The 20,019-nt window shown below is 70.4% G+C and carries 17 protein-coding genes; 10 read left to right on the plus strand and 7 right to left on the minus strand.

Annotated elements, in window-relative coordinates:
* Positions 1-4 precede the first annotated feature (4 nt).
* Positions 5-838 (minus strand): alpha/beta fold hydrolase, encoded by an 834-nt coding sequence (locus ASE14_RS13235; protein WP_056656395.1) that lies wholly within the window; start codon positions 836-838, stop codon positions 5-7.
* 115 nt (positions 839-953) lie between these two features.
* Between ASE14_RS13235 and ASE14_RS13240 the strand changes: the two genes are divergently transcribed.
* Positions 954-2,432: a peptide MFS transporter gene (locus ASE14_RS13240; protein ID WP_056655257.1), complete on the plus strand. Its 1,479-nt coding sequence runs from the start codon at positions 954-956 to the stop codon at positions 2,430-2,432.
* 65 nt (positions 2,433-2,497) lie between these two features.
* Positions 2,498-3,301 (plus strand): glycosyltransferase, encoded by an 804-nt coding sequence (locus ASE14_RS13245; protein WP_056655260.1) that lies wholly within the window; start codon positions 2,498-2,500, stop codon positions 3,299-3,301.
* Here the strand turns inward: ASE14_RS13245 and ASE14_RS13250 are convergent.
* The 5 genes from ASE14_RS13250 to ASE14_RS13270 form a co-directional block, all read right to left on the minus strand.
* Entirely contained in the window at positions 3,253-4,509 is a 1,257-nt protein-coding gene (locus tag ASE14_RS13250) for an ROK family protein (protein WP_056655263.1), read from the minus strand. The two genes, ASE14_RS13245 and ASE14_RS13250, sit on opposite strands and share 49 nt — an antisense overlap.
* A gap of 84 nt (positions 4,510-4,593) precedes the next feature.
* Positions 4,594-6,075 carry a carboxylesterase/lipase family protein gene (locus ASE14_RS13255; protein ID WP_056655266.1) on the minus strand — a complete coding sequence of 494 codons (1,482 nt, stop codon included), beginning with the start codon at positions 6,073-6,075 and terminating at the stop codon, positions 4,594-4,596.
* 11 nt (positions 6,076-6,086) lie between these two features.
* Positions 6,087-7,403, minus strand: a complete 1,317-nt coding sequence (locus ASE14_RS13260) for an MFS transporter (protein WP_056655269.1) — start codon at positions 7,401-7,403, stop codon at positions 6,087-6,089.
* A gap of 182 nt (positions 7,404-7,585) precedes the next feature.
* Complete coding sequence (locus ASE14_RS13265) at positions 7,586-8,797, minus strand: ROK family transcriptional regulator (RefSeq protein ID WP_056655272.1); 1,212 nt, start codon at positions 8,795-8,797, stop codon at positions 7,586-7,588.
* 4 nt (positions 8,798-8,801) lie between these two features.
* Positions 8,802-9,380, minus strand: a complete 579-nt coding sequence (locus tag ASE14_RS13270; RefSeq protein WP_056655273.1) for a TetR/AcrR family transcriptional regulator — start codon at positions 9,378-9,380, stop codon at positions 8,802-8,804.
* Between the two features lie 92 nt (positions 9,381-9,472).
* Between ASE14_RS13270 and ASE14_RS13275 the strand changes: the two genes are divergently transcribed.
* From ASE14_RS13275 to ASE14_RS13295, 5 genes are all read left to right on the plus strand, one after another.
* Complete coding sequence (locus ASE14_RS13275; protein WP_056655276.1) at positions 9,473-10,753, plus strand: MFS transporter; 1,281 nt, start codon at positions 9,473-9,475, stop codon at positions 10,751-10,753.
* Between the two features lie 10 nt (positions 10,754-10,763).
* A complete protein-coding gene (locus tag ASE14_RS13280; RefSeq protein WP_082600673.1) occupies positions 10,764-12,080 on the plus strand; it encodes an MFS transporter in 1,317 nt (438 codons plus the stop codon).
* Positions 12,080-12,862, plus strand: a complete 783-nt coding sequence (locus tag ASE14_RS13285) for a phosphatase PAP2 family protein (RefSeq protein ID WP_056655278.1) — start codon at positions 12,080-12,082, stop codon at positions 12,860-12,862. The genes ASE14_RS13280 and ASE14_RS13285 overlap by 1 nt, the downstream gene beginning before the upstream one ends.
* A complete protein-coding gene (locus tag ASE14_RS13290; RefSeq protein ID WP_056655281.1) occupies positions 12,859-15,135 on the plus strand; it encodes a glycoside hydrolase family 3 C-terminal domain-containing protein in 2,277 nt (758 codons plus the stop codon). Before ASE14_RS13285 ends, ASE14_RS13290 begins: the two co-directional genes overlap by 4 nt.
* A gap of 108 nt (positions 15,136-15,243) precedes the next feature.
* Entirely contained in the window at positions 15,244-16,227 is a 984-nt protein-coding gene (locus tag ASE14_RS13295) for an endonuclease/exonuclease/phosphatase family protein (RefSeq protein WP_162257740.1), read from the plus strand.
* A 26-nt stretch (positions 16,228-16,253) separates the two neighbouring features.
* On the opposite strand, the gene ASE14_RS13300 is transcribed toward ASE14_RS13295, so the two are convergent.
* On the minus strand, positions 16,254-16,826 hold the full coding sequence (locus ASE14_RS13300; RefSeq protein ID WP_056655286.1) for a TetR/AcrR family transcriptional regulator: 573 nt from the start codon (positions 16,824-16,826) through the stop codon (positions 16,254-16,256).
* A gap of 71 nt (positions 16,827-16,897) precedes the next feature.
* On the opposite strand from ASE14_RS13300, the gene ASE14_RS13305 reads away from it, so the two are divergent.
* From ASE14_RS13305 to ASE14_RS13315, 3 genes are all read left to right on the plus strand, one after another.
* Complete coding sequence (locus tag ASE14_RS13305) at positions 16,898-17,488, plus strand: dihydrofolate reductase family protein (protein ID WP_056655289.1); 591 nt, start codon at positions 16,898-16,900, stop codon at positions 17,486-17,488.
* A 151-nt stretch (positions 17,489-17,639) separates the two neighbouring features.
* Positions 17,640-18,089, plus strand: coding sequence for a hypothetical protein (locus tag ASE14_RS13310; RefSeq protein WP_056655291.1), 450 nt, complete (start codon positions 17,640-17,642; stop codon positions 18,087-18,089).
* Positions 18,090-18,242: 153 nt separating this feature from the next.
* Positions 18,243-19,940 carry a LuxR C-terminal-related transcriptional regulator gene (locus ASE14_RS13315; RefSeq protein ID WP_369816490.1) on the plus strand — a complete coding sequence of 566 codons (1,698 nt, stop codon included), beginning with the start codon at positions 18,243-18,245 and terminating at the stop codon, positions 19,938-19,940.
* Positions 19,941-20,019 lie beyond the last annotated feature (79 nt).

The following is a 20,019-nucleotide window of genomic DNA, read 5'->3' on the forward strand; positions in this document are numbered from 1 at the left end:
CGCCCTACTTCGCGAGGAACGCGAGGAGCGCCTCGTTGACCTCCTCGCCGTTGGTCCAGAGCAGTCCGTGCGGCGCGCCCTCGATCTCGACGTAGTCGGCGCCCGGCAGGCGCTTCACGAACTCCCGCGCGGTCGCATCGATCGGCAGGATCCGGTCGGCCGTGCCGTGCAGGATGAGGGCGGGCACGTCGATCTTCTCGATGTCGGCACGGAAGTCGGTGAGCCAGGTCTCGACGACGGCCGAGGAGGCGAACCACGAGGAGCCGGCCGCGACGTTCCAGCTGGCGCGGAGCGCCGCCTCGCTGATTCGGGACCCGAGCGTCTCGTCGAGGTTGTAGAAGTTCTGGAAGAAGTCGTCGAACCACTGGTAACGATCACTCGTGGCCGCCTGCTCGATGCCGTCGAACACCTCGCGCGGCACGCCCGTCGGGTTGTCGTCGGTCTGCAGCAGGAACGGCTCGAGCGAGGCGAGGAACGCGGCCTTCGCGATGCGCCCGCTGCCGTAGGTGCCGAGGTACCGGCCCAGCTCGCCGGTGCCCATCGAGAACCCGACGAGCACGACGTCGCTGAGGTCGAGGGTCTCGAGCACGACGTTCAGGTCGGCGGCGAAGGTGTCGTAGTCGTAGCCCGTCGTCGGCCGGCTCGATCGCCCGAACCCGCGGCGGTCGTAGGTGATGACGCGGCACCCGGCGCCGAGCAGCGCCCGCGACTGCTTCTCCCACGAGTGCCCGTCGAGCGGGTAGCCGTGGATCAGCACGACGGGCTGCCCCGAACCGTGGTCCTCGTAGAACAGCTCGATGGGTGCCGAGTTCTCGGCTCCGACGGTGATGAACGGCATGGTGCCTCCCGGGTTCGGCTGACGGATGTCGCGGGCGTCGCGCGCGGTGCGCCCGCCCGCCCAGTCCACCACCGCCGCCCGGGCGCGGCAACCCGTTCCGGTAGGGTTAACCGCCATGGGTAGTGTCACCGAACCGGTCTCGGAACCGCGCGAAACCAAGGGCGACCGAGGGTTCTTCGGTCAGCCGCGGTCGCTCGCGAACATCTTCGGCGTCGAGATGTGGGAGCGGTTCAGCTTCTACGGCATGCAGGGGATCCTCCTCATCTACCTGTACTACTCGGTGGCCGAGGGCGGCCTCGGCATGGAGGAGACCGCAGCAGCCGGCATCGTCGGCGCCTACGGCGGCGGGGTCTACCTCTCGACGATCCTCGGCGCCTGGCTCGCCGACCGCGTGCTCGGCAGCGAGCGGGTGCTGTTCTACAGCGCCATCGTCATCATGGCCGGCCACATCGCGCTCGCCCTCCTTCCCGGGTTCGTCGGGGTCGGGGTCGGCCTGATCCTCGTGGCCTTCGGCTCGGGCGGTCTCAAGGCGAACGCGACGAGCGTCGTCGGCACCCTCTACTCCGAGCATGATCCGCGCCGCGACGCCGGATTCTCGATCTTCTACCTCGGCATCAACCTCGGCGCCTTCTTCGGCCCGATCCTCACGGGGCTGCTCGCGTCGACGCTCGGGTTCCACTGGGGCTTCGCGCTCGCCGCGGTGGGCATGGCGATCGGCCTCACGCAGTACTCGTTCGGGCGCAAGCGCCTGCCGGCGGAGGCATCCGTGGTGCCGAACCCGCTGCCGCGTGACCGGATCGGCCTCGTGATCGGCATCGCGGTCGCCGCCGTCGCCGCCGTCGTCGTGCTCGTCGCCACCGGCCTCGTCACCGCGACGAACCTCGTCACCTGGGTCATCGCCTCCGTGATCGTGGCCGCGGTGTCGTACTTCGCGGTGATCCTCTCGAGCCGCCGCATCTCGACCGTCGAGCGCAGCCGCGTAGTCGGCTTCATCCCGCTCTTCATCGCGAGCGTCGCCTTCTGGTCGCTGTACCAGCAGCAGTTCACGGTGCTCACGATCTACTCCGACAAGCAGCTGAACCGCGACCTCTTCGGCTGGGAGATGCCCGTGTCGTGGGTGCAGTCGATCAACCCGATCTTCATCATCATCCTGTCGGGCGTGTTCGCGGCGATCTGGACGAAGCTCGGCGACCGGCAGCCGTCGACGCCGATCAAGTTCGCGCTCGGCACGGTGATCATGGGTGTCGCGTTCCTGCTGTTCATCCCGTTCGCCGGCGGTGCGCCGAACTCGACGCCGCTGCTCGCGATCATCGGCATCCTGTTCATCTTCACCGTGGCCGAGCTGCTGCTCTCGCCGGTCGGACTCTCGGTGACGACGAAGCTCGCGCCGAAGGTGTTCCACACGCAGATGGTGGCCCTGTTCTTCCTGTCGGTCTCGCTCGGCACGGCGATCTCGGGCCAGCTCGCGACGTTCTACTCGGCCGACACCGAGGTCGTCTACTTCGGCGTGCTCGGCGGCATCGCCATCGTGCTCGGCATCGCGCTCGCGGTCGGCAGCCGCGGTGTGCTGAAGCTGATGTCGGGCGTGCGCTGACCCTCGCCGGGCCATCGGTGGCGGCCTGACACGAGCACGGCCTCCGGGCGACTACGATTCGAGTGATGACCCGAGCCCTGGTGGTGATTCCCACCTACAACGAGCGCGAGAACATCGCCGCGATCGTGGCCCGCGTGCGTGCGGCCGTGCCCGCGGCATCCGTGCTCGTCGTCGACGACTCCTCGCCCGACGGCACCGGTGTGCTGGCCGATGAGATCGCGGCGGCGGATGCCTCGGTGCAGGTGCTGCACCGCACCGAGAAGAACGGCCTCGGGGCGGCGTACCTCGATGCGTTCGAGTGGGCGCTCGCCGAGGGCTTCGACCCGATCGTGCAGATGGACGCCGACGGCTCCCACCAGCCCGAGCAGCTCGCGCGGCTGCTCGACGCGCTTGCGGGTGCGGGAACCGGAGCGGGCGCCGGCGCCGGCACCCCGGTCGACCTCGTCATCGGATCCCGCTGGATCGACGGCGGCTCGATCGAGAACTGGCCGCGCCGCCGCCAGTGGCTCTCCCGCGGCGGCAGCGCCTACGCGCGATGGGTGCTGCGCCTGCCCACTCGCGACGCGACGGCGGGTTACCGGGCGTTCCGCGCCGATGCGCTGCGACGCATCCGCCTCGACGACGTGCACACGCGCGGCTACGGATTCCAGGTCGACATGCTGTGGCACGCGCGCGAGGCCGGCCTCGTCGTGGTCGAGGTGCCCGTCACCTTCGTCGAGCGCGAGCGGGGTCGGTCGAAGATGAGTATCGGCATCGTGATGGAGGCGATGGTGCGCGTGACCGGCTGGGGCATCCGCAGCAGGGTCGGCCGGGGGCTGCCTCAGCCCGCGAGCAGCAACGGCTCGGAGACCAGGCGGTCGCGAGCCTGACGACGGGCGCCGGCGACGGCGGCTTCGCCGCCGTGCCGTGAGGCCACGATCGCGGGGATCGACTCCAGGGCGCCTCCGCCGACGGTCGGTCGGTTGTCGCGGAACGAGGTCTCGATGTCGCCGATCAGGGCCGCCCAGTATCCGCCGACGACGATGGTCGCGGGATCGAGCGTCGGGGCGACCAGTTGCAGCGAACGGCCGATCCACAGCGCCGCGTCGAGCCACGACCAGCGCGCCCGGTCGTCGGCGGCGTCCACGCGCACGACGAGCTCGTCGAGGGCGGCGAGACGGCCGTGGGCGGCCGCGAACTCGGCGAGGCCGGCCCGCTCGAGCACGACCTCGGGGGAGGCGACGGTGACGAGGCATCCGCGCTGTCCGCAGCTGCAGCGCACGCCGCCCGGCACGATCGGCAGGTGCGCGAAGGTCGCGGCGAGGCCGTGGGCGCCGCGCATCGGCAGGCCGTCGATGACGGCGGCGCCGACGATGCCCGTGTCGCCGGCGATGTAGAGCAGGTCGCGGGAGGCCGGGCCGTTCAGTTCGACGGATGCCGCGGCCACCGCCGTCGGCACAAGCACGATCGGCACGGGCAGGGCCGCCTCGACCTCGGCGAGCCCGGGCGTGCGCGCTCTGAGCTCACCGAGCACATCGACCGGCTCGATGCCGAGCCGCTCGTCGGTGAGCACGACCGACGGGCTCCCGGCGACCGCCCCGTCGACGAGCACGGTGACATCGGCGATCGGCCGCGCGGCGCGTTCGGCCCTGGCGATGGCCCGGCCCAGCACGACGGCGAGGAGTTCGAGCGGGCTCGGCGCGGCGGCCGCCTCGCCGTCGGGCGCGGTCTCCTGCCGGAGCGGAGCGGTGAAGCGGGCGAGCTCCTCGCCGCCGAGCGCGGCGATCGTCGCGATCGCATCGTCGGGGCCGAGGTGGGCGGTGACGAGCACGTGGTCGGCCGCGGCGAGCGTCAACGGCGCGGTGCGGTGATCGCCCGTGACCTCTGCCGACCCTTGCCGCAGCACGCCGGCGTCGAGCAGCCGAGCGGTGAGTCCGGCGATCGCGCCGCGTCCGAGGCCGGTGGCCGCGGCGAGCTCGCTCCGGGTCGCCGGTCCGTGGTCGACCAGATGGTCGACCAGGCGCGCGGACTGCTCGCGATGCACCTCGTCGAGCGGGCCGGTGGTGGTGGGAACTGAGGTCTCGCCGGCCGTTGTCATGTGAGAAGCATGCGCGCAACGGAGCCTCCGGTCACGTACCCCATTCGGGGTACGCGACCCGGAGGCCCCGTTTCGGCGTCCGACTCAGATGTCGAGGATCGGACGCACGCTCGCGTAGCCGTCGGACGCGACGATCGACGGGGTGTCGTACACGCGGGTCTCGCGCGCGGGCTCCGTGTAGCGCGGCCAGCCCGGGTCGCCGGTCGTGATGAAGGACACGGCGCCGCCGTGTACCTCGTCGGCGAGGTGCTGCGGCGGGTTTGGCCCGGCGAGCTCGGTGATCTTGATCGAGTCGAGGCAGTCGAAGAAGAACGGCACGTCGATGCAGTGCTCGGCGATGCCGAACGTGCCCGACGGCCACGAGAACCGGTACACCCAGGTGGGGGCATCGCCGCGCAGGGCGACGATCTTGATGAGGGCGGTGCGGAACATGCGGTCGGTGAGGAACCGGCCGGCGATGAAGGCGGTGCCCTTGCCGGCGACCTCGGCGTTCGCGGCGAGGTAGGGCTTCAACGTGGCCTTCGGCATGCCGAGCTTCTTCAGCATCATCCCCTTCGGGATCCAGCGCAGCTTCTTCGCCTCCATGGTGAAGGCCATCGTGAACTCGTCGTCGGTGGCGCCGATGACGAGCGGCTTGTCGGCGCCGACTCCGGCCGCGAGCGATTCCTTCGTCGAACGGGTGAGCAGCTCGCCGTCGATCGCCGGGCCGAGGGCCAGGCCCTTCTCGATCATGTCCCCGAGCGATTCGGGGCCGAGCTCGGTCGCCTTCTTCTGCAGTTCGAGGATGCGCTCCTCGGTCAGGCTGGAGAATCCGGCGACCGTGGGCTCGACGCCCGCCGCCGCCGCGATCTCACGGCCGAGCTTCTCGCCCCGCTCGGGCGTGACGTCGGCGAGGGCGCCCGAGATCGCGTAGACCCCCTGGAAGAGGTGGTGCGCCGACTCCATGCCGAGCAGGGTGAGCACGGCGCCGCCGCCGGCCGACTGGCCGGCGATGGTCACGCGCGACGGGTCGCCGCCGAACGACGCGATGTTCTCCTGCACCCACTGGAGGGCGAGGAGCCAGTCGCGGACGCCGCGGTTCGACGGCGCGTCCGAGATCCAGCCGAAGCCGTCGAAGCCGAGGCGGTACGAGATCGTCACGGTCACGACGCCGTCGCGGTTGAAGCGCCCGCCGTCGTACCAGAGGCTTGCCGGCGAACCGGCGAAGAAGCCGCCGCCGTGGATCCAGACCAGCACCGGGAGCGCCGCGTCGGTCGTGGGCGCCGGGGTGAAGACGTTGACGTTCAGCGTCGAGTCGCCGGGCACGCTCGGCTCGGGGATGAGCGTCACGCCGGGGTCGCCGCGCTGCGCGGTCGCGCCGAACTCGAGCGCGTCGCGCACGCCCTCCCACGGTGCCTTCGGCACGGGTGCGGCGAAGCGCAGCTCGCCGACGGGCGCCTCGGCGAAGGGGATGCCGAGGAAGGCGGCCGAAGCGGATGCCTCGCCGGGCTCGCCGCGCCAGGCGCCGCGAACGCGGCCCGCGGTGGTGTCGACCTCGACGAAGGTGCCGATGCTGGTCTGGGTCATGGGTGGTGCTCCTATCGAACGCTCTTGATGGGGATGACTGCCAGGGCCGCGATGATGACGAAGACGCCGCCGAAGACGAACAGCATCGGGTACCCGCCGAGCGTACCGATGATGATGCCGGCGATCGCGGCGCTCATGGCCTGGGGGATGTTGGTGGCGATGTTCAGGATGCCGAGGTCCTTGGCGGCCGCGGAGCCTCCGCCCGGCAGCACCTCGGTCATGAGCGCGGTGTCGACGGACATGTAGAGACCGAAGCCGATGCCGTTGATGACGCTCATGATGATCATGCCGGTCATGTCGGGCATGAGGAGCGGCATGATGAAGCCCACGACCATGATGGCCGACGCCACATAGATGAAGACCTTGCGCCGACCGGCCCTGTCGCTCCACCAGCCCGAGACCGCGATGGCGACGAGCGTCGGAACGAGTGCGACGAGCGTCAGGGTGACGACCGCTCCGGTCGCCTCGACGAGCTTCATGCCGATGTAGTCGGTGAGGATGTAGAACTGGAACGCCGCGACCACGAAGTAGCCGAGCATGAGCAGGAATCGGGCGGTGAACGCCCAGAAGAAGTCGGGGTTCGTGCGCGGGTTGATCCAGAAGCCGCCGAAGAACGTCTTCCAGCTCCACGGCTCGACCGCGGCCTGCTTCGACGACCAGTCGCGGTCGATGACCACGTACACCACGGTGACGATGATGATGGCGATGCCGAAGACGGCGTAGCCCATGCCGAAGTTCGCGGCGAACTGCCCGGCGACCATGATGCCGAGCGTCATGCCGACCTGCATGCCGATGCCGAACATGGCACTCGCGGCGCCGCGCTTGTCGCGCGGGAAGCGGTCGGGGGTGATCGCCGAGAGCGGCCCCTGGATCGCGTTGAGCGAGACCTGGATGAGCACCCAGAAGATCGCGATCCAGACGATCGAGTCGAGGAAGCCCATGCCGAGCAGGAGCACGCCGCCGATGAGCGCGCCGCCGACCATCCACGGTGCGCGGCGTCCGAAGCGCGAGCGCGTGCGGTCGCTGATCGCCCCGACGATCGGCTGTGCGAAGAGCGTGAACACGAAGGAGATCGTGGAGACGAACGCGAGGTTCGCGACCTTGTTCTCCTCGTCGATGATCGCGACCTGGAGCGGCAGCAGGATGGCGATCAGGCCGCCGTAGGTGCCGAAGAGGGTGAGGGCGACGAGCAGGATGCCGGGCAGCGTGCGCTTGGTGGGCGGCGGGCTCGCGGGGGCTTCACCGGGGAGCGGCTCGGTCGACGAGATGGCGCCGGTGGGGGCGATGAGGGCGGTGGGATCGCCGGGTGCTGCGGGCTGGATGGACAAGTGGGGCTCCTCTTCATTGAGAACGGCCGGGTGCGGGCGCGCGCATTCGCACGAAAACCGAATGGCGCTCGGCAATGAGTATGCGCCGAATCGTCACGAAATTCAACCGTTGAACTAAAAGGGTGGACGAGCGTCCGCCCAGCCCCGGGTTCGGGCTGACGACCGGAGCCGCGCGGGCGGGGTCAGAGGCCGAGGCGAGCCGGGTCGGCGAGCACGGTGTCGCGAGCGGCCCAGACGGCACCGAACAGCGCGGCGTCCGCGCCGAGTCGCCCGGCGACGACGGAGGGGATCGCGGGCCGGCCGCCGACGGCTTCGGTGAGCCTCGGGCGGTTCGCGCGGAACGCGTGCTCGATCGATGCGGTGTGCGCGGCCCAGAACCCGCCGATCACGATGGTTTCGGGGTCGGTCGCGAGCGAGAGGATCTGGAGCGAGCGCGCGATCCACGGCAGGGCATCGGCCCACGCGGCAGCGGCAGGCGTCGTTCCGGACGTGATCTGCGCGGAGAGCTCGGCGGTCGCCGCCGCGAGTCCGCGCTCGGCGACGAGGCCGGCGAGGCCGGCCTGCTCGAGCAGCACGTCGGGGCCGGCGACGGTCACGAGGCATCCGTACTGCCCGCAATCGCAGAGCTCGCCGTCGGGCACGACGACCATGTGGCCGAGCGCTCCGCCCACCCCGTGCGCACCGTCGACGAGTCGCCCGCTCAGGAGGATCGCACCGCCGATGCCCGAGTTGCTCTTGATGTAGAGCAGGCTCTCGGCGCTCGAGAGCACCGTGCGCTCCGCCAGGGCGGCGAGCCAGCCGTCGGACTCGAGGCTCACCGACTCGGGCAGGGAGGGGAGGCGCGAACGCAGCCCGCCGATCACATCGACCTCGCCCCATCCGAGGTCTGTGTCGGTGAGCACGACGGGCGGCTCGCCGCCGACCGGGGCGAAGACGACGATCGGCAGCTCGACCACTCTGCGGCGGAGCTCGGCGGCGGCGTCGAGTGCGTCGGCGACCACCACGGCGAGCACGTCGAGCACGGCGTCGGGCTCGCCCATGGGGCGCCCGTGCCGCTCGGAGGCCCGGTAGAGCTCGTCGCCGCCGAGGGTCGTGAGCAGCGCAGTCGCGGTATCGGCGTCGACCTGCGCGACGAGCACGGCGATGTCGGATGCCGCGAGCTCGAGTCTCGTGATCGGTCGGCCCTTGCCGATCGAGACGGGATCGGTCTCGCGCAGCACGCCCGCCTTGGTGAGCGCCGCGACGAGTGCGGTCACCGAACCGCGGGTGAGGCCCGTCGCCTCGGCGATCTCGCTGCGCGCGCTCGGTCCGGAGCGCACGAGGTGCTCGAGCACCACCGTGAGGTTGTGCCGGCGCACATCGTGCGAGACGAGCGAGCGGGGCAGTCGGGGCATCCGCTCAGTCCTTGCGTGTGATGAGGTACCAGAGGTAGGCGACGTGGTCGGCCATGTCGATGGCGGGGTCGAGCATCCACTGGGTCTGCAGGCCGTCGGCGGCGGCGAGGAAGAGGTTGCCGACGCGCTCGATGTCGAGGTCGGGGTCGAGGCGGCCGGCCGCCTGCTCGTCGCGGAGCATGCCGCCGAACATGCCGCGGAACTGCACGTACCGCTCGACGAAGAACTCGTGGGCGGGGTGGTCGGCGTCGCCGGCCTCGGTCGAGAGCTGGGCGTAGAGCTGGACGAGGCCCGGGACCTCGCTGTTGTGCTTGATGACCTGGAAGAACGCCTCGATCGGCTGCGCGACGTCGATGTGGAACGCGGCGGCATCGACCTGGTCGCGCTTGCGGAGGATCTCCTGGAAGAGCTCCTCCTTCGACGAGAAGTAGTGGAGCAGCCCGGCCTGGCTGAGGCCGACCGCTTCGGCGAGTTCGCGCACGCTCGTGCGCCGGTAGCCGTTGCGGGCGATGACGTCGAGCGCTGTGGTGAGGATCTCCTCACGCTTCGCGACGCCTTTCGCGTATGAACCCCTGCGTGCCATACGTGAATGCTAGTCGCTTGCGTATGAAAACCGAGCGATGTATGGTTTTGCCACCCGCCTCGATGCCGAGGCCCTGAAAGGACCCTGTAGACATGACAATGGCGTCTGCCCCCGCGCCCGTCGTCGAGCCCGATGGTGCTGAAGAACCCCAGCCCCTCGTCAAGGGCACGGTCAAGCGACTGCTCGGCTGGATCATCCCGGCGAACTTCTCGATCTTTATCCTCTGGGGCGCGATCCCCGGCGTGCTGCTCCCGCTGCAGCTCACGGCCATCGACCCCGTGAACCGCGTCGCGAACGCCGCCGTCATCTCGACGATCGCCGGCGTCGCCGCGATGATCGCGCAGCCGCTCGCCGGCATGATCTCCGACCGCACGCGCTCGAAGTTCGGTCGACGGGCGCCGTGGATGGTCGCCGGCGTGCTCATCGGCGGCCTCGCACTCATCGGCATGGCGCTCGCGAACACGCTCGTGCAGGTGGCCATCGCCTGGACCATCGTGCAGATCGCCTACAACTTCGCACAGGGCCCGCTCAGCGCCGTCCTCCCCGACCGGGTACCGCTCGCCGCACGCGGCACGTTCTCGGCGCTCGCCGGCATGGGCGCCATGCTCGGCGCACTCGGCGGACAGATCATCGGCTCGGCGCTCGGCACCATGATCCCGACCGCCTACATGCTGCTCGCGGGCTTCGCGCTGGTCGTCACCGTGCTCTTCGTCGTCTTCAACCCCGACCACTCCAGCACGGAGCAGGTCAACCCGCCGTTCTCGCTGTCGGAGTTCCTGCACACGTTCTGGGTGAACCCGGTCAAGCACCCCGACTTCTTCTGGGCGTTCACCGGGCGACTGCTGCTCTACACCGGCTACTTCGCCGTCACCGGCTACCAGTTCTACATCCTGTCGGACTACATCGGCCTCGGCGACGAGGGCGCGACCGCCGCGATCCCGGTGTTCGGCCTGCTCAGCCTCGTCGGCATGATCACGGCGATGGTCGTCTCGGGCCCGCTCTCCGACAAGCTCGGACGCCGCAAGATCTTCGTCTTCGGCTCCTCGGTGCTCGTCGGCATCGCCCTCCTCGTGCCGCTCGTCATGCCGACCTACACGGGTTGGCTCATCTTCACCGTGCTCGCCGGACTCGGCTTCGGCATGTTCCAGTCGGTCGACCAGGCCCTCATGAGCCAGGTGCTGCCCTCGAAGGAGTCGTTCGGAAAGGACCTCGGCGTCGTGAACATCGCCGCGACCCTGCCCCAAATCCTGGCCGCCGCCGTCGGCGGCGCGATCGTGCTCGCCTTCGGCGGCTACGTGGCGCTTTTCCCGATCGGCATCGCACTCTCGGTCCTCGGCGCCTTCGCCGTCTGGCCGATCAAAGCAGTGAAGTAGAGGAGCAGACATGACGACGTCGTCGACCCCGCAACCCGAAGCCGACTCCCGCACCAACGAACCCGAAGAGGTCGATGCCTTCATCGAGGAGGCCGCGGGCAACGAGGATCCGCCCACGCCGATCAAGGGCGTCCGCCGTCTCCTCGGCTGGATCATCCCCGCGAACCTCGGCATCTTCCTCATCTGGGGAGCGGTCCCGGGTATCCTGCTGCCTGCCCAGATCACCGGACTGTTCGGTGAGGCCGACAAGGTCGCGAACCTCGCGATCGTGGCGACGATCGGCGCGTTCTTCTCCATGCTCGCGCAGCCGATCGCCGGTCAGATCTCCGACCGCACGCGCTCGCGGTTCGGCCGTCGCGCGCCGTGGATCTTCATGGGGGCGCTCGCGGGCGGCCTCGCCCTCGTCGGCCTCGCCTTCGCGAACAGCCTCGTCGGCGTCATCATCGCGTGGACCCTCGTGCAGATCACGTTCAACTTCGCGCAGGGCCCGCTCAGCGCCGTCATGCCCGACCGCGTGCCGGTCAAGCGCCGCGGCACGTTCGCGACGCTCTCGGGCATCGGCCTGATGGTCGGCGCGCTCGGCGGCTCGATCGTCGGTTCGGTGTTCCTCGACAACATCGCCGTCGGGTACGTCACCTTCGCGGTGTTCTCGCTCGTCATGCTGACGCTGTTCATCGTCTTCAACCCCGACTACTCCTCGAAGGAGCTCGAGCGCGAGCCCTTCAAGTTCGGCGACTTCCTCCGCACCTTCTGGGTCAGCCCGATCAAGCACCCCGACTTCTTCTGGGCGTTCACCGGTCGCCTGCTGCTCTACACGGGCTATTTCGCCGTGACCGGGTACCAGTTCTACCTGCTCACCGACTACTTCGGCATCGAGAAGCCGGGCGAGGTCATCCCGCTGCTCGGCCTCATCAGCCTCGCCGGCATCCTGATCGCGACCATCATCTCGGGTCCGCTCTCCGACAAGCTCGGACGCCGGAAGATCTTCGTCTTCGTGTCGTCGGCCGTGACCGGGCTGGCCTTCTTGCTGCCGTGGATCTGGCCCGACATCACCTCGTGGATGATCATGACCTTCATCGCGGGCCTCGGCTTCGGCATGTTCCAGGCCGTCGACACCGCGCTCATGAGCGAGGTGCTGCCGTCGGCGAAGTCCTTCGCGAAGGACCTCGGCGTCGTGAACATCGCGGCGACCCTGCCGCAGACCCTGGCACCCGGCGTCGCCGGTGCGATCGTGATCGCGTTCGGCTTCGCCGGCCTCTTCCCGGTCGCGATCGTGCTCTCGATCCTCGGCGCGTTCGCCGTCTGGCCGATCAAGGCGGTGAAGTGATGTCGGATGCCGCCTCCGCTCCGATCTCGACCGACGTGACCGCTCCCGTGGCAGGCGAGCCGGGGGCATCCGCTGCCCGCCGGCCCCGCTGGCTGCTCGTGTCCGGCATCATCGGCATGGCGCTGTTCGTGCTCTTCGGGTTCGCCGTCGCGGCGAACCCCGAGAGTCCGCTCACGCAGGGCATCGACGACGCCTGGCGCGCCCTCGTCGGCCTCGCCCCGGGCACCGGCGGCGAGACCTGGGCGCTGCCGATGCTGTTCCAGCACCTCGGTCAGATCCCGGGTGCGGTGCTGACGCTGCTGCTCATCCCGATCTGGCTGTTCGTGATCCGCCGCTGGCGTTCGGCGCTGTTCTTCCTCACGGCCGAGCTCGTGGGCAGCTTCGGCGTCTCGCAGCTCACGAAGAACCTCGTCGACCGGCCTCGACCGGCCGACGACCTGGCGGCAGGCCTCTTCGGCCCGCTGGTCGAGGTCGACCACGGCTCGTTCCCCTCGGGGCACGCGGTGAGCACGGGCATCCTGCTCGTCGCGGTCGCCGCGCTGTTCCCGCCCGCGAAGCGACTCGTCTGGTGGATCATCGGCGCACTGCTCGTGGTCGGCATGATCTGGCAGCGCACGCTCATCAACGCGCACTGGCTCTCCGACGCGCTGTTCGGCATCATCGGCGGGGCATCCGCGACCCTCATCCTCTGGTGGGCCTTCGCGACCCTGCTGCAGAAGGACTATGGAAAACCACTCTTCCGGCGGAGTATCGAAGCACCGGCAATCGAAGGAGCATCATGACGGACACCCTGAACACCGGCGCCGGGCTCGACGCGCCGGCCGCCGACATCGTGGCGGAGCTCACGATCGAGGAGAAGGCGTCGCTCACGAGCGGCGCGAGCTTCTGGACGACGCAGGGCATCGAGCGCGCCGGCATCCCGGCGATCGTACTGACTGACGGACCGCACGGCGTGCGCCTGCAGAAGGGCAGCGCCGACCACCTCGGCATCGGCGACAGCGTGCCGGCCACCTGCTTCCCGCCGGCCGTGGCCCTCGGCTCGACCTTCGACCCCGAGCTGCTCGAGCGTGTCGGCACGGCGCTCGGTGAAGAGGCCCGCGCCGAAGGCGTCGGCGTGCTCCTCGGCCCGGGCGTCAACATCAAGCGCTCGCCGCTCTGCGGCCGCAACTTCGAGTACCTCTCCGAGGACCCGATCGTCTCGGGCGTGCTCGGTGCCGCCCTCGTGAACGGCCTGCAGTCGCAGGGCGTCGGCGGTTCGCTCAAGCACTTCGCGGCGAACAACCAGGAGCACGACCGCATGAGCTCCTCGAGCGACGTGGACCCGCGTCCGCTGCGCGAGATCTACCTGCGCGGCTTCCAGCGCGTCGTCGAAGACGCGCAGCCGTGGACCGTGATGTGCTCGTACAACCGTCTCAACGGCGTGTACACGAGCGAGGACCCGTGGCTGCTCAACACGGTGCTGCGCGACGACTGGGGCTTCGAGGGCCTCGTCGTCAGCGACTGGGGAGCCGTCAACGACCGCGTCATCGGCTTGCCGGCCGGTCTCGACCTGGAGATGCCGTCATCCGACGGTCGCTCGGCCGCCGCGCTCGTCGCGGCCGTCGCCGACGGCTCGCTCGACGAGTCGGCACTCGACATCGGCGCGCGACGCGTCGTCGAGCTCGTGCAGAAGGCCGTCGCCGGGGCATCCGACGCCGCCTACGACGTCGACGCGCACCACGCACTCGCCCGGGAGGCTGCAGGACGCGGCGCCGTGCTGCTGAAGAACGACGATGCGATCCTGCCGCTCGACGGCGCGACCTCGGTCGCCGTCATCGGCGCGTTCGCCGAGAAGCCGCGCTACCAGGGCGCCGGTTCGTCACTCATCAACCCGACGAAGCTCGACAATGCGCTCGACGCGATCACCGAGTACGCGGGCGCCGACCACGTGTCGTACGCTGCGGGCTTCACGACCGACGGCTCCGACGGCGCCGCCCTCGTGGCCCCCGCCGTCGAGCTCGCCGCGTCGAAGGACGTCGTCGTGCTGTTCCTCGGCCTGCCGGGATCGTACGAGTCCGAGGGCTTCGACCGCGAGGACCTGCACCTGCCGGCCGAGCAGCTCGCGCTGCTCGAGGCCGTTGTCGCGGCGAACCCGCGCACGGTCGTCGTGCTCGCCAACGGCGGCGTCGTCGAACTGCCGTTCGCCGATGACGTGCCCGCGATCCTCGAAGGCTGGCTCGGCGGCCAGGCCGGCGGATCCGCCATCGCCGACGTGCTCTACGGTGCCGTCAACCCGTCGGGCCGTCTCGCCGAGACTATCCCCGTGAAGCTGGCCGACACCCCCGCCTACCTGAACTTCCCGGGCGACTTCGGCCACGTGCGCTACGGCGAGGGCCTCTTCGTGGGCTACCGCTGGTACGACGCCCGCGACGCCGAGGTGCGCTACCCGTTCGGCCACGGCCTCTCCTACACGACGTTCGGCTACTCCGACCTGTCGGTGGCAGCGGATGCTTCGGGCCTCGCGGTGCGCGTCACGGTGACGAACACCGGCGACCGTGCTGGCCGCGAGGTCGTGCAGGTCTACACGGGCCTCGCCGCCTCGGGTGTGCAGCGTGCGGTGCGCGAGATCAAGGGCTTCGCGAACGTCGCCCTCGAAGCGGGCGAGTCGCGTCAGGTCGAGATCGCCGTGCGGGGCGAGGACCTCGCGTACTGGGACGTCCGCGTGGAGCGCTGGGTCGTCGAGCCCGGCGCCTACAGCGTCGAGGTCGGCGCGTCGAGCCGCGACATCCGGCTCAGCGCCGTCGTCGAGGTCGAGGGCGAGAAGGTGCGTCTGCCGCTCTCGCTCGAGTCGTCGATCGCCGAGCTCGCTGCCGACCCGATCGCGGGCCCGATCGTCATGCAGGCGATGGGCTCGTTCGCGTCCGGCATGGCCGACACCGACATCTTCGACGAGGGCGGCCTCGAGAAGATGATGGCGTCGTTCCCGATCGGCAAGCTCGCCGGCTTCCCGGGCGTGCCCGTGACGCCCGAGCAGATCCAGCAGCTCATCGACCTGTCGAACTCGCAGCAGGCGTAGCCGACTGCAGTCTCACGCGAACGGCCGCCCTTCCGAGGGCGGCCGTTCGTCGTCTCCGCGGTTGGCGTGATGGAGCAGTCGCACAGGCATCGCGGCGAGAATGGGCCGATGTCCGTGATCGCGCCACCCGAACCCGCCGCAGCGGGCTCCTCGTCGCCTCGACCGGTTCGGCGCCGACGGGTCGGCCTCGCCCGGGTCACCTCCCTGCTCGGCGTGGCACTCGTGCTCGTGCTGGTGTTCCACACGATGGTGCCGGATGTCGCGGGCCTCGGCCTCATCGCCGACACGGCGCTGCCGTGGCTCGGGCTCGCGGTGCCGCTGCTGTTCGTCGGCGCGCTCGTCGCGAAGAGCCGTGCGGCGTTCGCCGCCGCCGTGCTGGCGGCGCTCGTCTGGTGCGTCGTGTTCGTGCCCTCGATCGTCCCGTTGTCGTGGACGGCGGCTCCCGCATCGGAGTCGCGGCTCACCGTGGCGAGCCAGAACGTCGAGGCCGGCTCCGGCACGGCCGCCGACTCCGCCGCGGCACTGGTCGCCACGGGTGCAGAGGTGGTCGCATTGCAGGAGATGGACGCCGAATCCCGCGACGCGGCCGGAGCGGTGCTCGACGAGGTCTACCCCCACCGCTACGGCGTCGGCACGGTCGGCGTCTGGAGCGTGTTCCCGATCGAGAACGCCCAGATGCTCGACCTGGGGCTCGGCTGGAAGCGCGGGCTCGCCGCCGACCTCGAGACGCCGAGCGGTCCGGTGAGCATCTACGTCGTGCACGCGGCATCCGCTCGACCGGCTGCGCACGACGAACGCGACGCCATGCTCGCGAACCTCGCCGATCACCTGGCCCGCGACGAGAACACGCGAGTGATCGCAGTCGGCGATTTCAACGCGGGTTCGTCGGACCGGGCGCTCGGCGACGTCACCGCGCAGCTCTCGGGGGCGAACCAGAGCGACGGTGGGTTCGGGTTCACGTGGCCGGCCGCGGCGCCGGTGGTGCGACTCGATCACGTGTTCCAGCGCGGCATGGAGGTCGTGTCGAACACGACCGTGCCGGCAGGGGGCGGCGACCACCTCGCCGTGGTCGCCACGCTGAATCTCGAGTAGCGCTGCGACCGGCCTCGCGGGCCGGGTCAGCCGGTCGGCAGGAGGCCGCCGACGAGGGCGTCGACGATGTCGTCGGTCGGAGTGTCGGGGTCGAGCGGCGTCGTGAGCCGATCGAGCAGCAGGCCGTCGATCGCGTAATGGAAGAGCGCGATCTCGTGTCGGCCGCCGGGCAGGCCCGCCGCCGTGTTGAACGCGACGTCGCCGTCGAATCCCGCGCGCTGCCATGCGCCGAGCACGGCGGCGAGTTCGGGGCGACGGGTGCTCTCGAGTCGAAGCTCGAAGAGGGCGAGCGTCACCTCGCGCTCGGCCGTGAGCCGACGCACGATGTCGCGCAGGTAGTCGGCGAAGAGGGCGCGGCTCGGCGTCTCGACGGCGCGCCGCTCGAGGTCCTCCTCGGTCGGGGCGAGGCGTTCGCCGATGCGGGCGACCAGCCCGGCGATGAGCGACTCACGGCTGCGGAAGTAGTTGGACGTCGTGCCGGTCGGCGCGCCCGCGGCCTCGTCGATCGCCCGGTGCGTGAGTCCGCGTGAGCCCTCGCGGGCGAGCACGCCCAGACCTGCATCGGCCAGCGATCGTCGTCGCTCATCGTTCTTCGCCATGCCTCATGCTAGCGCAACCACTACAGATGATGTAGTCTCCCAATCACTACAGAAGTTGTGATTGGAGCACCATGCGAGAACTCGTCTACTACGTCGCCGTGACCCTCGACGGCTACATCGCCGGCCCCTCCGGCGAGTTCGACGCCTTCCCCGTGGAGGGCGATCACATGCACCACCTCAATACGCGGTTCGCCGATGCCGTGCCGACGCACATCGCTGAGGCCTTCGGTATCGAGCGGGACGGCACGATGTTCGACACCGTCGTCATGGGGTGGAACACCTTCGCGGTCGGCCTGCCCGCAGTGCCGAGTCCGTACCGGCACCTTCGGCAGTTCGTGTTCTCGCGAACCCGCAGCGACGCCGACATCCCGGGGGAGCACCCGAATCTCACGCTCACCGACGAGGATCCCGTCGAGGTCGTGCGCCGGTTGAAGGCCGAGCCGGGTGCGTCGATCTGGCTCTGCGGCGGGGGATCTCTCGCCACCGTGCTCGCCGACGAGATCGACCGCCTCGTACTGAAGCGCAGTCCGCTGCTCTTCGGCGACGGCATCCCGCTGTTCGAGCCGGGGGCGTACCGACCGCGTTCCTTCGAGGAGGTCGGCACGACGGCATTCGAGTCGGGTGTCGTCGTCTCCGAGTACGTGCGCCGTCGGTCGATGTAGTCGATGCGGCGGGCCGCGCTCCTGCACGCAACGCGACCACGGAATCCGCAACCCCCTTGCCGCGGATTCCGTGGTCGCGTAGACCCGGAGGTATCCGCGATGACGCTGCGTACGGCGTGATCGGCGTACGGCGTGATCGGAAGGGGAGGCCATGGCCGTGGAGTTCCGTGGGAAGCGAGACCGCCGAGAGCGAGCAGCGCTGGCGGTCATCGAAGCGAAGCGCGCCGAGCTCGAGACGCAGAAGCTCGCGCGACGGCTCTCGTCGGCGGCGCGCGCCGAGCTGCAACAGGTCGCCGCCTCGGTGCACGAGGAGATCCTCCGGGCGGGTCGCGACATCCGGCGACGACCCGGTCGGGCGCGGCGACGGGCCGGGCGCGCGGAGGCTCGCCTCGCACGGGCATCGCTCGCGACGCCGACCGGCGGTCGTTGCGACGGCGATCGGCGTGCGGGTGCGAGCGGAGCGGATGCCGCGAAGGCGCGCTCCAAGCTGATCAAGCGCCGCCGCGCCGAAGCCAAGCAGGCCCAGCAGATGGCGAAGATCGTCGCGGCGCAGATGGCGGTCGCCGCAGCCGTCACGTCCGCCGATGCGTCGAAGGGCTGATGCCGAGAGGACGCGTGTTGTCGCATCCGCGTGGCGAGGCGACAAGCGGCGTCCTCTCCACGCCCGCGGGAGCGAGGTGAGGGAGCGGGGAGCAGCGGAGACGCGCGAACGGCGCGCCCTTGCGGGGCCGGCGGCGCGGGGTTACCGTGACTCGTGACGACGGGTGCCGGCGTGCCGTCGGGCGTGAGCCGTGCCACCCTCAGGCTGGACGGGGTCATGACGATCTCCGCTTCGCTCGATCATGGTCGAGCGGCGTTCGCCGAGCACCGGTGGGGTGCGGCGTTCGAGGCGCTGACGCGCGCCGACGACGAGCGGCAGCTCGCCCCGGCCGACCTCGAGCGGCTCTCCACTGCGACGCTGCTCCTGGGGCGCGATGCCGAGGGCATCGACTTCGCCACGCAGGCGCATGAGGCCTACCTCGCGATCGAGGATGCCGCGGGCGCGGCCCGGATCGCGACCTGGATCGGCATCTATCTCATGGGCAAGGGCGACGACGCCCGGGGCAATGGCTGGCTCGCCCGCGCGAGGCGGATCGCCGACACGACGGAGGCCGGCGCCGAATCCTCGGCCGCGCTCCTGCTCGTCGCGGCCGCGCTCGACGACCTCTACTCGGGGGAACCCGCTCGAGCGGCGAGCACCTTCGCCGAGGCGTTCGCGATCTCCGCACGCGTGCACGACCGGGATGCCGCAGCCCTGGCGCAACTCGGGCTGGGCCAGGCGCAACTGATGCTCGGCGACCCGGTCGGCGGACTCGCGCTCCTCGACGAGGCGATGGTCGCCGTCACCGCCGGGGAGATCTCGCCAGTGGCATCCGGTGTCGTCTACTGCTCGGTCATCAACACCTGCCACCTGGCCTTCGACGTGCGCCGAGCCCAGCAGTGGACGATCGCCCTCGATCGCTGGTGCGGCGACCGGCCCGAGATGGTGATGTTCACCGGGCAGTGCCAGGCGCACCGTGCCGAGCTGTACCAGTTGCACGGGGCGTGGAGCGACGCGGTCACGGCTGCCAGGGTGGCTCAGGACCGGGTGCGGCTCGGCGACTGGACCGGGTCGTTCGGGGCCTGGTACCAGGAGGGCGAGGTGCATCGCCTGCGCGGCGAGTTCGACGCGGCGGATCGTGCGTTCCACCGTGCAGCCGAGACCGGATACCCGGCGCAACCCGGTCTCGCGCTGCTGCGACTCGCGCAGGGGAGGGTCCGCCTCGCGCGGTCGAGCATCGATGAGGCGGCTGAGCAGGCCGATCCCGCGACCAGGCGGGGGCTGCTCGCCGCCCTCGTCGAGATCGACCTCGCGGCGGGCGACCTCGTGGCGGCCAGGCAGGTCGCCGATGAACTGGCCGCGGCCGCCGCCGTCGCGGAGATCCCGATGATGCGGGCGACCGCCGCGAGATCGGAGGCGGCCGTGCGACTCGAGGAAGGCGACGCCCGCGGGGCGCTCCCTGCGCTGCGCACCGCGTGGGCGTTGTGGCAGGAGCTCGACGTCCCGTACGAGGCCGCCCGGTGCCGGGTGCTCGCCGCGCAGGCGGCGCGGGCGCTCGGCGACGACGCGTCGGCCGCGATGGACCTCGAGGCGGCACGCGAGGTGTTCGTCGCGCTCGGCGCGGTTCCCGACGTGGTGCGCGTCGACGAGCTGGCGCGCCGCTCGCCCGGGAGCGGGCCGATCGCCCTGACGGCCAGGGAGGTCGAGGTCGTCCGCCTCGTCGCCGAGGGCAAGACGAACCGCGCCATCGCGGGCCAGCTCTACCTCAGCGAGAAGACCGTCGACCGCCACCTCAGCAACGTGTTCGCGAAGCTCGGCATCTCGTCGCGCGCCGCGGCCACGGCGTATGCCTACGAGCACGCCCTGATCTGAGGTCGGGCGACGGATGCCCCGAGGCCGGGCGGCACCACTCCATACGGACGTCCGAATGACGCCGAACGGACATGCCGGA

This window comes from Agromyces sp. Root81 (assembly GCF_001429165.1).
In the GTDB taxonomy this organism is placed as follows: domain Bacteria; phylum Actinomycetota; class Actinomycetes; order Actinomycetales; family Microbacteriaceae; genus Agromyces.

Excerpts from the sequence above, each read along its gene's own strand:
- ASE14_RS13245 (WP_056655260.1), top strand. The coding sequence starts at position 2,498 with ATGACCCGAGCCCTGGTGGTGATTCCCACCTACAACGAGCGCGAGAAC.
- ASE14_RS13235 (WP_056656395.1), bottom strand. The coding sequence starts at position 838 with ATGCCGTTCATCACCGTCGGAGCCGAGAACTCGGCACCCATCGAGCTG.
- ASE14_RS13270 (WP_056655273.1), bottom strand. The coding sequence starts at position 9,380 with ATGGCACGCAGGGGTTCATACGCGAAAGGCGTCGCGAAGCGTGAGGAG.
- ASE14_RS13310 (WP_056655291.1), top strand. The coding sequence starts at position 17,640 with ATGGCCGTGGAGTTCCGTGGGAAGCGAGACCGCCGAGAGCGAGCAGCG.
- ASE14_RS13300 (WP_056655286.1), bottom strand. The coding sequence starts at position 16,826 with ATGGCGAAGAACGATGAGCGACGACGATCGCTGGCCGATGCAGGTCTG.
- ASE14_RS13265 (WP_056655272.1), bottom strand. The coding sequence starts at position 8,797 with ATGCCCCGACTGCCCCGCTCGCTCGTCTCGCACGATGTGCGCCGGCAC.
- ASE14_RS13280 (WP_082600673.1), top strand. The coding sequence starts at position 10,764 with ATGACGACGTCGTCGACCCCGCAACCCGAAGCCGACTCCCGCACCAAC.
- ASE14_RS13305 (WP_056655289.1), top strand. The coding sequence starts at position 16,898 with ATGCGAGAACTCGTCTACTACGTCGCCGTGACCCTCGACGGCTACATC.
- ASE14_RS13290 (WP_056655281.1), top strand. The coding sequence starts at position 12,859 with ATGACGGACACCCTGAACACCGGCGCCGGGCTCGACGCGCCGGCCGCC.
- ASE14_RS13250 (WP_056655263.1), bottom strand. The coding sequence starts at position 4,509 with ATGACAACGGCCGGCGAGACCTCAGTTCCCACCACCACCGGCCCGCTC.
- ASE14_RS13275 (WP_056655276.1), top strand. The coding sequence starts at position 9,473 with ATGACAATGGCGTCTGCCCCCGCGCCCGTCGTCGAGCCCGATGGTGCT.
- ASE14_RS13240 (WP_056655257.1), top strand. The coding sequence starts at position 954 with ATGGGTAGTGTCACCGAACCGGTCTCGGAACCGCGCGAAACCAAGGGC.
- ASE14_RS13295 (WP_162257740.1), top strand. The coding sequence starts at position 15,244 with ATGTCCGTGATCGCGCCACCCGAACCCGCCGCAGCGGGCTCCTCGTCG.
- ASE14_RS13255 (WP_056655266.1), bottom strand. The coding sequence starts at position 6,075 with ATGACCCAGACCAGCATCGGCACCTTCGTCGAGGTCGACACCACCGCG.
- ASE14_RS13285 (WP_056655278.1), top strand. The coding sequence starts at position 12,080 with ATGTCGGATGCCGCCTCCGCTCCGATCTCGACCGACGTGACCGCTCCC.